Source organism: Bombella apis (assembly GCF_018221685.1).
In the GTDB taxonomy this organism is placed as follows: Bacteria; Pseudomonadota; Alphaproteobacteria; order Acetobacterales; family Acetobacteraceae; genus Bombella; species Bombella apis.
The window spans coordinates 64264-78090 of record NZ_JAGJTM010000001.1 but is presented as its reverse complement, the minus strand read 5'-3'; the positions used below and the strand labels follow the sequence as shown (position 1 = coordinate 78090).

General features: G+C 60.5%; 10 protein-coding genes and 1 CRISPR repeat array. Of the genes, 4 read left to right on the top strand and 6 right to left on the bottom strand.

What is annotated here, in order from left to right:
• The first annotated feature begins 19 nt into the window (after positions 1–19).
• Positions 20–1483 (top strand): mannitol dehydrogenase family protein, encoded by a 1464-nt coding sequence (locus J8Z04_RS00365; protein ID WP_192848717.1) that lies wholly within the window; start codon positions 20–22, stop codon positions 1481–1483.
• 246 nt (positions 1484–1729) lie between these two features.
• A CRISPR array of direct repeats spans positions 1730–3405; the repeat unit is 29 nt; unit sequence CTGTTCCCCGCCTACGCGGGGATGAACCG.
• Between the two features lie 48 nt (positions 3406–3453).
• Here the strand turns inward: J8Z04_RS00365 and J8Z04_RS00360 are convergent.
• From J8Z04_RS00360 to J8Z04_RS00350, 3 genes are all read right to left on the bottom strand, one after another.
• Positions 3454–4746, bottom strand: coding sequence for an alpha/beta hydrolase (locus J8Z04_RS00360; protein WP_192848718.1), 1293 nt, complete (start codon positions 4744–4746; stop codon positions 3454–3456).
• Between the two features lie 215 nt (positions 4747–4961).
• Positions 4962–5864: a dihydrodipicolinate synthase family protein gene (locus J8Z04_RS00355; protein WP_192848719.1), complete on the bottom strand. Its 903-nt coding sequence runs from the start codon at positions 5862–5864 to the stop codon at positions 4962–4964.
• 84 nt (positions 5865–5948) lie between these two features.
• Positions 5949–6650 carry a helix-turn-helix domain-containing protein gene (locus J8Z04_RS00350; protein ID WP_052348964.1) on the bottom strand — a complete coding sequence of 234 codons (702 nt, stop codon included), beginning with the start codon at positions 6648–6650 and terminating at the stop codon, positions 5949–5951.
• Between the two features lie 153 nt (positions 6651–6803).
• Here J8Z04_RS00350 and J8Z04_RS00345 point away from each other — a divergent pair, with 153 nt between their 5' ends.
• The 3 genes from J8Z04_RS00345 (at position 6804) to J8Z04_RS00335 (ending at position 10306) form a co-directional block, all read left to right on the top strand.
• On the top strand, positions 6804–7397 hold the full coding sequence (locus J8Z04_RS00345) for a TetR/AcrR family transcriptional regulator (protein ID WP_086431560.1): 594 nt from the start codon (positions 6804–6806) through the stop codon (positions 7395–7397).
• 223 nt (positions 7398–7620) lie between these two features.
• Positions 7621–8781 (top strand): iron-containing alcohol dehydrogenase, encoded by a 1161-nt coding sequence (locus J8Z04_RS00340; protein WP_043558968.1) that lies wholly within the window; start codon positions 7621–7623, stop codon positions 8779–8781.
• 133 nt (positions 8782–8914) lie between these two features.
• Positions 8915–10306: an NAD-dependent succinate-semialdehyde dehydrogenase gene (locus J8Z04_RS00335; protein ID WP_081562921.1), complete on the top strand. Its 1392-nt coding sequence runs from the start codon at positions 8915–8917 to the stop codon at positions 10304–10306.
• A gap of 79 nt (positions 10307–10385) precedes the next feature.
• On the opposite strand, the gene J8Z04_RS00330 is transcribed toward J8Z04_RS00335, so the two are convergent.
• From J8Z04_RS00330 to J8Z04_RS00320, 3 genes are all read right to left on the bottom strand, one after another.
• Positions 10386–10934: a cytochrome b gene (locus tag J8Z04_RS00330; protein ID WP_192848720.1), complete on the bottom strand. Its 549-nt coding sequence runs from the start codon at positions 10932–10934 to the stop codon at positions 10386–10388.
• A gap of 3 nt (positions 10935–10937) precedes the next feature.
• Positions 10938–12032 (bottom strand): catalase, encoded by a 1095-nt coding sequence (locus tag J8Z04_RS00325; protein ID WP_192848721.1) that lies wholly within the window; start codon positions 12030–12032, stop codon positions 10938–10940.
• Between the two features lie 135 nt (positions 12033–12167).
• Entirely contained in the window at positions 12168–13826 is a 1659-nt protein-coding gene (locus J8Z04_RS00320) for an efflux transporter outer membrane subunit (RefSeq protein WP_408610235.1), read from the bottom strand.
• Between the last annotated feature and the right edge of the window lies 1 nt (position 13827).

The following is a 13827-nucleotide window of genomic DNA, read 5'->3' as shown; positions in this document are numbered from 1 at the left end:
ATCCTGCTGGAGACCTGTTATGCTGACATATGACAGCCTGAAATCCCTGCCGCAGAAGGTGGCTGGTCCTGCTTATGACGTCCGCAAGGTGACGTCAGGCATTGTGCATTTCGGGGTGGGCAATTTCTTCCGAGCCCATCTGGGATACTATGTGGACCGTGTTCTGGCCCTGCCGGACCAGCAGCATTGGGGCATCACAGGTGTCGGGCTGCGCTCCGGTGGGAACTCCGACAGGAAGGCCGAAGAGTTTCGGGCACAGGAGGGGCTGTACTCTCTGACGGAGATTGCCGCTGATGGCAAGGCGGAGATCCGTGTCATGGGATGTTTGAGGGATTATCTTCAGGCGCCTGATGAGCCGGAGACGGTTCTCGCCCTTCTGGCGGACAAGGCCACGAAGATCGTCTCCATGACCATCACGGAAGGCGGCTACAATATTGACGAGACAACAGGGGAGTTCCGTACGTCTCTGCCTGCCGTGCAGGAGGACCTTGCCAACCCGAAAAAGCCCAGCACCATCTTCGGTTTCGTGGTGGAAGGGCTGCGCCGCCGCCGTGAGGCGGGTCACGGTGGTCTGACTGTCATGTCCTGCGACAATCTGCGGCATAATGGCGATGTGTCCCGCAAGGCGTTTGTCGGGTATGCCCGGGCTGTGGATGCGGACCTTGCCGAGTGGATCGATCAGAACGTGACCTTCCCCAATGCGATGGTGGACCGCATCACGCCGTCTGTCTCTGATGAGGGTAAATCCAAGCTGAATGAGCGCAGCGGATTGGAAGATCTCCAGCCGCTTCTGTCCGAGGATTTCATCCAGTGGGTGATTGAGGATAAATTTGCGGCAGGTCGTCCCGCCTTTGATAAGGTCGGGGTGGAGTTTACCGATCAGGTCAGTGCCTATGAACATGCCAAGATCCGTATGCTCAATTCCAGCCATCTCATTCTCAGTGCTGCGGGCATGTTGCTGAATCTGGAACTTGTGGACCAGGTTCTGGGTGAACCACGTGTGCATAAGTTTGTGGATTCTGTTCTGGAAAAGGATGTGATCCCCACACTGAAGGCTCCGCCGGGTGTGGACCTGCATAAATATAAGGCGACACTTCTGACCCGCTTCTCCAACGCTGCCATGGCAGACCAGGTAGCCCGTATTGCCTCGGATGCAACATCCAAGGCGCAGGTGTTCTGGACGGAAACAGTGCGTGCCGTGCTGGAGGGTGGCCGGGAGCGGACCCGTATCGTGTACTGCATGGCCCTCCTGCTGGAGCTGCTGCGGGGCAGGAATGAAAAAGGCGAGAAAATTGCGCTTCAGGAGCCGTTCCTGACGGCAGAACAGTTGAACATTGCTGCTTCTGATGATTTTGAGGCTTCCATCGGTCTGCCTGCTTTCGACAGCTGGCGTGATCTTCTGACTCCAGAGATTAAGCAGGAGATTGTGCGTGATCGGGAGCTGATCCGTCAGAAGGGTGTTCTGGCCAGCCTGCCCGTGTGATGAGGCGATGAGCCGTTGAAAATTGATTGTGTGTAGAGAAAGGGAGGCTCCGGCCTCCCTTTTTCATGTTTGCTGTCAATCTTGTGGATAAAATTTTCTGGAGTGGTTTTTGGCTGTTCAGCGTCTCAACTTTCTTCTGTAAGGGCCGGAGAGGACTTGCCTCGGCGAGGTCATTAAAATTATATTTAATTCGGTAAGTTCTTTGACAATTAAAAAAGACTTATAATACAAATTGTTACATGAAGTCTGTTCCCCGCCTACGCGGGGATGAACCGTCGTTGCGGCACTGAAGAATCAGGTTACCCTACTGTTCCCCGCCTACGCGGGGATGAACCGGCATCCCACGTTGCCCTGTTGGCATGAGGCGGCTGTTCCCCGCCTACGCGGGGATGAACCGCTAGCCGACCTTGCCCCTGATCCAAAAGAAAGCTGTTCCCCGCCTACGCGGGGATGAACCGTAGGTTTTGCCATCCGGGGCCAGGGTCGGGACCTGTTCCCCGCCTACGCGGGGATGAACCGTACATCCCCACAGTGGACTCTCATTACGGCAACTGTTCCCCGCCTACGCGGGGATGAACCGAGCCAGAACCCACTTCGCTTCGGTTTCACCTTCTGTTCCCCGCCTACGCGGGGATGAACCGCTGTTATCACCACCGTGGACGTGGACCTCCAGCTGTTCCCCGCCTACGCGGGGATGAACCGCATGCAGGTACTGGGAGACGCTGGAAGTGGGGCTGTTCCCCGCCTACGCGGGGATGAACCGCTGACTTTCCCATCGTCAGACCATTCCGGCTGCTGTTCCCCGCCTACGCGGGGATGAACCGGCGATAGCACGACAGTGACCCCGGAGGGCTACCTGTTCCCCGCCTACGCGGGGATGAACCGGACACGCCTGATCAGATCTGCGATAGACCGCCCTGTTCCCCGCCTACGCGGGGATGAACCGATCATCGGCTTCATCGGGTTCTGTGTGTTGAACTGTTCCCCGCCTACGCGGGGATGAACCGTCGCCATTCAGAACACTGGCTGCCGGGGAGTTCTGTTCCCCGCCTACGCGGGGATGAACCGAGCGGGCCGCCAGAGACCGGGAGAACCAGCGGCTGTTCCCCGCCTACGCGGGGATGAACCGTACGACTTCATATTTTAATTTTTCCATTGACTCTGTTCCCCGCCTACGCGGGGATGAACCGTTTGCATATATCATGCACATATGAGCAAAATCCTGTTCCCCGCCTACGCGGGGATGAACCGGCGAGCGAGGCCGAGCCATCAGGGAAAATCGGCTGTTCCCCGCCTACGCGGGGATGAACCGCCGCCCATGCTCTCCCGCTCGTATTCCTCGTCCTGTTCCCCGCCTACGCGGGGATGAACCGCGGGGCGGTGGCGTGACCTCGCACTGGCGACTCTGTTCCCCGCCTACGCGGGGATGAACCGGGGGTCAAATTTCGGCTCCCGGGCGTCAAAAACTGTTCCCCGCCTACGCGGGGATGAACCGACAGGTCCTTACAAATAACCTTGTTCACGATACTGTTCCCCGCCTACGCGGGGATGAACCGAAACAGCCCCCAGCCCCGCCTCCACCTCAAAACTGTTCCCCGCCTACGCGGGGATGAACCGGGGGCAGAGTTGGGTCTGGCCCCCATGCAGAGCTGTTCCCCGCCTACGCGGGGATGAACCGAGGCTGACCGCATTGCCTGCTCCCGTGCCGAACTGTTCCCCGCCTACGCGGGGATGAACCGTTGTGCAGGGACGGCTCGAGGTCTGAAAAGACCTGTTCCCCGCCTACGCGGGGATGAACCGCGGCGATCAGGTACCGGGATCGTGACGAAAGACTGTTCCCCGCCTACGCGGGGATGAACCGGTGCGTAGTGTCTGACTGTTTCACGATAGATGCTGTTCCCCGCCTACGCGGGGACAAACTCGGTGCCAGACCGCCATCACTGGCCTGTACCGAACTGTTCGCCGGTGGGTCATGGGGTGGTTGGTGGCATATGTGGTCGCCAGAGCCATTCCAGAGCTTCGGGAAGGGTCTGTTCGATGGTGGGGCCATCCACATGCCGGGCATTGCGGGCAAAGACAAATTGGTAATCATAGCCCTTGTCGGCCAGCACGCGGGCCATGTTTTCCCCAGCCAGCACCCAGTCATGCATGCCATCAGGCATGGACGGAACGGGGTAGAACAGGTCCTGGTCGCCTACTTCGTACCAGATGTGCAGCGGGGCCAGTGGTGCCGCCGGGATGAGCGCCGCACCGGGATGGGGTGGTACGGCTTCCGGTGTTCCGGCCCATGGGGAGTGAAGCTGCCATCCCCCGCCGGGCAGGGCGGGGTCGTGCGGCCATTGCTGGTTGACCAGCGAAGGAGAGTAGGCCAGCACCCGGTGATAGAGGTTGGGCCGGAACCAGGCCATGGCAAAGGCCGCTGCCCCACTGGAGCTGAACCCCATGGTGGCCCGTTCCTCCGGGTTGCGGGAGAGAGTGAGGCTGGCCTTCTTCTCCACAAGAGGGAGGACATGCGCCTCTACCCAGTCGGCATAAGCGCCGGACATGGTGTCATATTCCCGTCCCCGTTCACTGCCCTGGGCGTCGCCCCCCCCGGCTCCAACGCCAATGACAATCATGGGAGGGATACGTTTTTCTTTCAGCAGCCCGTCCACCATGGCGAAAAGATCCCGTCCCGGATAGAGGCCATTATTGCTGCCATCACCAAAGATGAGAAAGGGAAGGGGGCGGTCGGTCGGCGTGTTGGGGGGGATATAGATATCCACCGTGCGGGTCCAAGGGGCCGGGTGAGCTCCGGGAACGGTCAGATTGGATGGATCGCCCGGCACGCTTGTGGAGACATGCACCATGCCTGCTTCCCCTGTGCTGGTGGTGCAGGGGACCGGGTCATCCCGTACAGTGCCGGGATTGTAGCCACTGGTCGGGGATGAGGCCAGCGTGAAGCTGATGATCCGCCCCTCCGGGAGCTGTATGTTCTGCCACTGTGCAGGGAGTGTGTGGGAGGTGCCAAGAATGTAGTTGCCTGTTTTATCCACAGGCGGCAGGGCGTTGTCGGGCAGGTCAATGGCTTCAGGATAAAGTGGATCATGTGGATCATGTATCGGCATGGCGCCAGAGCCACTCAGGCCGGATGTGTCGATGAAGAAAGGTTTGTGTGGTGCGGTTGTATTGGCCTGTGGGGGCTGGAGGGCTTTCAGGGGAACGCAGTCAGCAGAGGCGGCCTGTGCCAGGGTGGGGGCTGAAATACCCAGTATCAGACTCATGAGCCCGGTGCAGAGGCTGTACCGGCAAAAATGGATTTTGGTGCTCCATCGGAGCGGTGAAGGGCTTGGGGCAGAAAAACGCATGGCAAACATCACGGAAGAAGAAATATGGGACACATCGTGTCAGACGCTACCATAGTTTGCCTCATCTCCAAGCCCTGCTGTCCCGGACATGATGGGCCTTGACCTAGGGATCAGAGGCCCATCCTGCTGGATCAGCCCGGCTGGTGGGTGTCGATCAGCGTGGCAAGTTTTTTCGCATCCTGCGGGGACACGCCCTGGAGCGGACGGGGGAGCGCACCGGGTCCAGCCAGCCCCATGATCGTTGCCGCAGAGGCGATCACACGCAGGGAGCCACCATAACGGGCACTCATCTCCCAGAAGGGGGCGAAGATGGCCTCGATGCGGGTTACATCTTCTCTCTGGCCAGTCAGGGCCGCATCCGTCAGCCGGCGGGCCAGACGGGGGAACAGGCCGCCCCATTCGGAGTACCAGATGCGGGCGCCCTGCATCAGGGCACCGGCGGCGGTCGGATCACCGCTGATGCCGGGGGAGGTGCTGTCAGGCAGGGCAGGCAGCAGGCGTTTCATCCGGGCGGCAGCCTCTTCTGCCGTGGGGGAGCCGCTGGGGAGCTTGATGGAACGGACCTGCGGCAGCTGGCAGATGCGCTGCATCAGGGTATCGGAGAAATGGAACTGTGTCGTGCCGGGGGTGTCATAGACGACCAGCGGCACGGACACATGGCGGCTCACCGTTTCATACAGGGTGAAGACCTCTTCGTCCCGCAGGGGGAAGTAACTCATCGGGGGCAGCAGCAGGGCTTTGACACCGGCTTTCTGGGCATCTTCGGCCAGCAGCAGCGTGTCCCGCAGGTTGATGGCCCCGATGCTGACAAGAACCGGCGTCGTGCCAGCGTGGCTGACAGCCAGTCGGGCGATCTTTTCCCGTTCGTTCCGGGTCAGGAAGGCATAGCTGCCGGTGGAACCGAGGGCACCGATGGAATCGACTTTTGCCTCGACCAGCCGGGCGATCAGTGCGGCGAAGCGGGCCTCATCGGGTGCGTCCTGGTGCATGGGGGTGATGGGGAAGGCACTCAGCCCCGTGAAGGAAAATGTCATGGTCTGTCCTTTCCGTGTACGGTCCCGGCCATGATGGCGGGAAAAAGGCTGCGCCGTATAGAAGGAATGTGACAGGCCGTGGTTTCAGCGGGGCAGGGGACCTGCCCGGTACCGGCCCGGTGTCGTGCCGAATGTCCGGCGGAAGAGGCGCCCCATGTGGCTCTGGTCGGCAAAGCCTGCCTCCATGGCGGCCTGAAGGCTGCCGACACCGGCCCGCAGCTGCGTTTTCACATGGTTGAGCTGCTGGAGCAGGCGGAATGTCTGTGGTGATAAGCCGTAATGACGTTGGAAACGGCGGGAATAGGCCTCCCGGCTCATGTTGGCCTGTTGGGCAAGACTCTGGATGGACGTCGTGAGCGACATGTCCTGCATGGGCAGGGGAAGGCGCGGTGGGGCGGCCAGATGGACATGGGACGGACGGTCACCAAGGCAGTGCTGGATGAGGGCGGCGCAGTCTGCCTGGTCCAGAGGGAGACCGGGCGTGAGATAGAGGTTCAGGCAGAGTGTCTGCCCGACACGGGCTGGATCGGCATCCTGCGAAACGTGGGGCGTACCCGCAGGAATGAGCAGGGCCTGCCCCGCCGTGAGGTGGACGGGCTGGCCAGCGATGAGAAAATGGCGACAGCCGGAGAGGATGAAGGCCAGCTGGTCTTCCTGATGGAAATGCAGTGGCAAGGCGAGCGTGGTGCCCCGGGCCATGCTCATTTCTTTCACGTCAGGATGGCCTGCCCGCCAGTAGTGCCACGGGGGGCCGGGAGGCATCAGGGAGGAGGAAAGAGGGAGCATGATGTGGTGCCGGGGCGTCGTCTGGTCCTTGGTAGGGGGGTCAGGATAACCTGCCTTCCGGGGGAGCGTCCATCTGATCTGGAGGGCACCAAAAATAGAATGACCGGTCTATTCTTTGTGGACAGAACAGGTCTTTCCTGATAGGATTACAGCATGACAGTTGCAGAAAAGCATGAGCAGGCCCGTCGGCGTATTCTGGAATCTGCCCGCCCTCTCATTGGGCTGCGGGGGTTTTCTGCCGTGGGGCTGAGCCAGATTCTGGAGGCAGCTGGTATCCCCAAAGGCTCGTTCTACCATTATTTCGAGTCGAAAGAGCATTTCGGGGCTGCCCTTCTGGAGCTTTACAACGAGCAGTATCTGGTCAAGCTGGAAGCTCTCATTGCGCAGACGGGCAGGACCGGGTTTGAGAAACTGTCTCTGTATTGCCAGTGCTGGGTGGATGCCCAGCAGGATGGCTGCCTCAATGAGAAATGTCTTGTCGTCAAGCTGGCGGCGGAGGTGTCCGATCTTTCGGAGAGGATGCGGCTGATCCTTGCCGAAGGCACGACCCGGATCGTGGACTGTCTGGCCCGTATCGTCGAGGAGGGGCAGAAGGATGGCTCCATCACGAAGGCGCTGCCCGCCCGGTATCTGGCGTCTGCCGTGTATCAGACGTGGCTCGGAGCCACTCTGCTGGTCAAGGTCACGCACCAGCAGGCTCCGTTCGAGGAGGCTTTCGAGGCGACCCGTCATCTTGTGACAGTCTGAATCATCCCGGTTTCCTGTCTTTTTTCGAAGCAGGAAAGTTTTTTTTCGGGAAGGGTCTTTCATTTTCGAGATGACCGGTCTATTTATTGAGTGTTCCCGATGAAGGCTCAGGGCCGATTCCTTAAAGGCTTTGGGACCAGGGAGAGAATGGTATCTCACATGGCTGTTAAAGATGACCGGTCTATTATGTGATCTGGCCTGAAAGAGCGGCAAGGAGGACAGCATGGATAATTTTGAATTCTATAACCCGACAAAAATCCTTTTTGGCAAAGGGATGATTGCCAGGCTGGATGAGCAGATCGACCAGCAGGCCCGGGTTCTTGTCCTCTATGGTGGTGCCAGCGCCGAGAAGAGCGGTACGCTGGGTGAAGTCCGCAAGGCATTGGGGCAGCGGACATTCTGCGAATTTGGCGGGATTGAAGCCAACCCGACTTACGAGACGCTCATGAAGGCTGTCGAGGTCGCCCGCAAGGAGAAGGTGAATTTCCTTCTGGCTGTTGGTGGCGGTTCCGTCATGGATGGCACGAAATTCGTTGCTGCTGCCGTGCCGTATCAGGGCGAACCGTGGGAAATCCTGCTGAAGCAGGGTGAGACGGTCCAGCAGGCCCTGCCGCTGGGAACGGTCGTGACACTGCCCGCTACCGGGTCGGAGATGAACAGCATTGCCGTGATCTCCCGCAAGGAGACGGGCGACAAGCTGGCTTTCTCGAACCCGCACGTCTTCCCGGTCTTTTCCATTCTGGACCCGACCCGCACTTTCAGCCTGCCGCCCCGGCAGGTGGCCAATGGTGTGGCGGATTCCTTCGTCCACGTGATGGAAGCGTACATGACCCTGCCGCAGGATGCGATGGTGCAGGACCGCTACGCTGAGGGCCTGCTGCTGAGCCTGCATGAGATTGGCCAGCGCATCACCAGTGCTCCTGCTGATGACTACGACCTGCGTGCCAACCTGATGTGGGTGGCAACACAGGCCCTGAATGGTCTCATCGGGGCTGGCGTGAAGCAGGACTGGGCCACCCATGCCATCGGCCATGAGCTGACGGCGAAATACGGGATCGACCATGCCCGCACGCTGGCCATCGTCTTCCCGGCCATGCTGAAGGAGCGTCGGGAGCAGAAGCGTGCCAAGCTGCTGCAATATGCCACCCGTGTTCTGGGGCTGACGGAAGGCACGGAAGATGAGCGCATCGATGCCGCTATTGCCCGTATCGAAGCCTTCTTTGAAGGGCTGGAGATTCCGGTCCGTCTTTCTGCCTACGACATTGACCGTGCTGGTATTGATCCCATCATTGCCCAGCTGGAAGAGCATGGCATGACAACTCTTGGTGAACATCAGGACATTACGTCAGAAATCAGCCGCAAAGTTCTGGAAAGAAGTTTGTAAGGTTCCAATATCTGGTTGGGGGGCGGCAATGGTCCGTGTTGTTGCTCCCCAGCCGACCTTTGGGCAGTGATTCAACACTGTCCATATCACACCCAGGTTCCGCTGCAGGGACCCGGGAAGAACGAGGTGTATCATGGCATTTGCCACTGTTAATCCTTATACGAATGAAGTTGTCAAAGAGTTTCCGGAAGCAACGGAACAGGACGTTCAGGCCGCCCTGGCCCGGGGACATGAGGCTTACGAAGCATGGCGGGAAACCAGCTTTGAAGAGCGCGCCAAGCTCATGAAGAACATCGGTGCCCTGCTGCGCCGTGATGCGGAGAAGCTGGCCCGTCTGGCTGCGCTGGAGATGGGCAAGGTTCTGGCCGAAGGGAAGGCCGAGGCCATCCTGTCTGCCCAGATCTGCGAATATTATGCCGAGAACCTGGCAGAGCTGCTGAAGCCGGAAGACCTGAAGCTCTCCGACCCCAAGATGGGGCGTGCCAAGCTGGTGTATGAGCCGCAGGGCATCGTGCTGGCCATCGAACCCTGGAACTTCCCGTATTATCAGGTGCTGCGCATTGTGGCGCCACAGCTTTCTGCTGGTAATGCGGTCCTTCTGAAACATGCAGGCAACCTGCCGCAGTGTGCTGCTGCCTGCCAGGAGCTGGTTGAAGAAGCGGGCGCACCGAAGGGGCTGTTCCAGAATATCTACATGCCGCACAAATTCACGGAGATGGTGCTGGATGATCCCCGTACCTGTGGTGTGGCGTTGACAGGGTCCGAGCGGGCCGGGTCCATCGTGGCTGGTGCTGCTGGCAAGGCTCTCAAGAAGGCGACCATGGAGCTGGGGGGCAGCGATGCCTTCATCGTTCTGGATGATGCCGACCTTGAGAAGACCGTCAAATGGGCCGTGTTCGGCCGCCACTGGAATGCCGGTCAGGTCTGTGTCTCTGCCAAGCGCATCATTGTGGTGGACAGCCTTTATGACCGCTTTGTGGAACTGTACAAGAAGGGCATTGCCGAGCTGAGGGCCGGGGATCCTTTGGACCCGAACACCAATTTCGCTCCTCTTGCTTCCCAGCAGGCTGCGGATGATCTGCGTGAAATGGTGGAGAAAGCCGTCAAGCAGGGAGCGAAGGCTGAGACCATTCCTGTAGCCGTGCCTAACCAGGGGGCGTTTTTCCAGCCGGTTGTTCTGACGGAACTGGATGAGAACAATGAGGCCCGTCATTGGGAGTTCTTTGGCCCGGTTTCCCAGCTTTATCGTGCCAAGGATGAGAACGATGCCGTTCGCATCGCCAATGACTCTCCGTATGGTCTGGGTGGCGCCATCTTCTCCAGGGATGAAGCCCGGGCAGTTCGTGTGGCGTCCAAGATCCGTACCGGCATGGTGTTCATCAACCACCCGACCACGACCAAAGCGGAACTGCCTTTCGGCGGTATTGCCCGCTCCGGTTATGGGCGTGAACTTATGAGCCTTGGGATCAAGGAATTCGTGAATCACAAGCTCGTCAATGTCATGGACATTGACTCTCCGTTCTGAAGAACGGGCTGGCCCGTATCTTTGGTCATGAAAAAGGCGGCTCCATCATGGAGCCGCCTTTTTTCGTGTCTGGAGGTTTTTATCGCCCCAGCATGGAGCCCATGACACCGTCCCGCCGGATGATGCCGTGCAGCAGGGCCGCTCCGATATGGGCGAGAATGAGCAGGATCAGCCCATAGGCCAGAAGACTGTGCAGGCAGCGCAGGACACCCCACAGATGGGGATGGAAGCCCATGAGCGGCGGGATGTGGCAGCCCCCCCACAGGGTGATCGGGTATCCGCCAGCCGAGAGCATGGCCCAGCCGACCAGCGGCAGGGCGATCATGAAGCCATAAAGCAGGATATGGGAGAAATGGGCGGCCAGCTTCATGGGGCCGGGCATGTCCATTGGCAGGGCAGGTGTGTGGTTGGCAAACCGGTTGACAAGCCGGATGACCACCAGCAGCAGGAGCAGGAACCCCACCGTGCGATGCAGCGTGAAGAGACCGGCATAGTGGATGGTGGAGTCATGCGCCATGACCAGCCCGACAAAGAGCATGACGATGATGAGGACCGCCATCACCCAGTGCAGCAGGATGGAGAGGCGGGGGAAGGGCGTAGCATGGCCTGTATTCTGTGGAAAAGACATGGGTTACTGGCCCTTCTCGTCTTGTGTGAGGGTCGGACTGGCAACATCGCCCGGCGTGACCATGCTGGGTGCTTTGTGCTCGGCAGACCGGGTTGCATAGGACCTCATGTAGACTGACGAGCGCAGGGCCAGCAGCGGGTCGTCCGAGGCGCTGATTCCGTCAGGCAGGATGGTGGGGTCGAACACCATGGGGCCACAGGGGCTTTCATCCTCGCTGTAGGCCTTCGTGAAGGTCACCGTGCCGACCGTTACCTTCTGGTCCGCATTGTCCCATGGCTGGCTGGAGTCGTTGACCGGGTCTCCTTTACGGGCCACCGTGGCAACGATGTCCCAGCGGAGGGGCCGTTGATCCAGCGTCTGGACCAGCCGTTTGAAGAGATAGTTGCCATCATTGGCGCCACTGCCGTCAGCCGGGCTGAAGGGTTCCTGCGCCACGGCAGCCCAGCGGACGGCTGTCTTTTTTCCAGCTTCATCTGTCAGGATGAAGCTGTCGAGGCTGTTGTATGTGTCGTTGGTCAGGTCGGATGTCTGCTTGTGGGCTTTTGCCTGTGCAAAAGCCGTTTTCAGCCAGGGGCGCTGGGCTGCATAGGCCTGAACGGCCACAGGGTCGGGCCTGTGGGTGGCAGGGTCCAGCTTTGCGGCTCCGAAGAAAGCGTAAGCATCGGCAATATCCCGCATGGACTGGAGAGGGGCATCCACCAGCGCCAGCCGCCAGTCATCACCGGATGGGGAGCGTATCTGCATGGAAAGGCTGCGGGCCACGGCGGGATTGTCCGGCAGATACGGCAGTGGCGGAGCCAGTGAGAAACGCCCCATGACAGGCAGATGTTCGCCCCTGAAGATGCCGGAACGGGACAGGGCCCGTCCCTCTGGAGAGGGATCAAACCAGCCGGTGGTGCACATGCCTTTGGCATGGGCACGGCGGAAGCCATCACCCGGAGCCCCAGCATTATGGAAGCGCTGCATGAAGTGGGAAGGAGATATGGCGGCCGGACTGAAAATGTCGGCCGTCCAGGCCAGCAGGCCACCCAGACAGAGTGGCGGCAGAATGACAGCCGCCCAGCGGGCCGGACTGCCCTTGCGGGGGGAATGCGCCATTGGATGCTCTCCTCAACAGGTGACGAAACTAATTCGTAGGCTGTATCAGATGTTACCAGTGACGGGAAGAAAAGTGGACGGGCCGCACCAGGGGTCTCCACCCGCCGGATGGGGCGGGTGGAGCTGCCGTCCCTCTCAGGGCATCGCCCCGATGGGAAGCGGCTTGAGGTGGGCATTGGTGCCACGGCCTACGGCATCCGGGGCATCATGGGTCAGGTCCTCATGGGCCTCGGGATGTTCGGAGGCATTGACGTCACCAACCTGCTTGGGGTGGTGCAGCCCCTCATACTGGAAGGCACCGACCGACAGCGTCTCGGCCATCGTGGGAAGGTTCTTGGAGTCCCACCCGCCGCCAAGGCTGCGGATCAGCGAAACATCAGCCTGATACAGCCTTGTGGCCACCTCCACCTGCGTGATGCGGCTGCGGAGGGTGTTTTCCTGGCTGAAAATGGCATCCAGATAGGTGCCCACACCGCCCTGATAGAGCGTCATGGTCATGTTCTGGGTTTCCAGATTGGCATTGACGGCCTTTTCCAGAGCCTGGTTTTCCAGATTCAGGCGGTTGGTGCGGGAGAGACCATCCTCCACTTCCCGGAAGGCGGAGAGGACGGTCGTGCGGTACTGGTCCCGTGTCTCCCGGTAGGCGGACCATGACCGCTGGAGTTCCGCCCGATGCACGCCGCCATCAAAGAGTGGAATGTTCATGCGGGCACCGTAGGTCCAGAGCGAGTTGGCCAGATTGGCCAGCTTGAAGCCGTTGGCCTCGAACCCGGCATCCGCATTGAGAGAGAAATGCGGGTAGAAGGCGGCACGGGCAATGCCGATGGCCCGGTTGGCCTGGGCCATCTCACGCTCCGCACTGGCAATGTCGGGCCGCCGCTGGAGCAGGCCCGAGGGCACGCCCGCCGGAATGTTGGGCTGGTGGAAGTCCAGCGCCTTGACGGGGTCGATGTGGAAGCTGGAGGGCGCACTGTTGGTCAGCACGGCGATGGCATGTTCCGTCACCTCACGGGCGGCCTGGATGTCATACAGGGCGGCCTGCGTGGTGTAGAGCTGGGCTTCTGCCCGGGCGAGGTCCAGCCGGGGGGCCGCCTTGTATTTCAGCTGGGTGCGGGTGACATCCAGTGCCCGGTTATAATAGGCGATGGACTGCTGGTAGATGGCGATCTGCGCATCATAACCACGCAGCTGGATGTAGTCGGTGGCCAGCTCGGCCTCCAGGCTCAGCCGTGCCATGGCGAAGCGGGCGGCCTCCTGCTGGGCGGCCTGCCGGTTCATGCGGACACGGTTGCGGATGGCGGACCAGATGTCCGGCTCCCACGAGGCCAGACCGGCATATTCTTCCTGCGTCTGGGTCAGCGTGGCCCCGTTGCGGAAGAGCCTGTCTGCCGACTGCTTGTTGTCTGACCCGCCTGCATCAAGGCTAAGATGCGGGAGCAGGTCCGCCCGGGCTTTGGCCACGAGGGAGCGGGCCTGAAGGAAACGCTCGGCGGCGGCCTGGAGGTCACCATTCTCGGCAATGGCCCGGTCTTCCAGCTCGTTCAGCAGCGGATCATGAAAGAGCGTCCACCAGTCACTGGGGAGGGTGGCATCGGCGGGCTGCGCCACGGCGAAGGGGGCCTGTCCCTGCCAGCTGTCCGGCACGACAAAATGCGGCGGTTCGTAGCGTGGGGCGAGGTCGCAGGCACCGAGGCCCGTCAGGGCCAGCAGGCTGCCACCGAGGGCAGCCCGGCGGGCAAGACGGCCCAGCCTGCGGCGGGTCTTCTTCATGGAGGAAGAACGGTCAGAGATCATG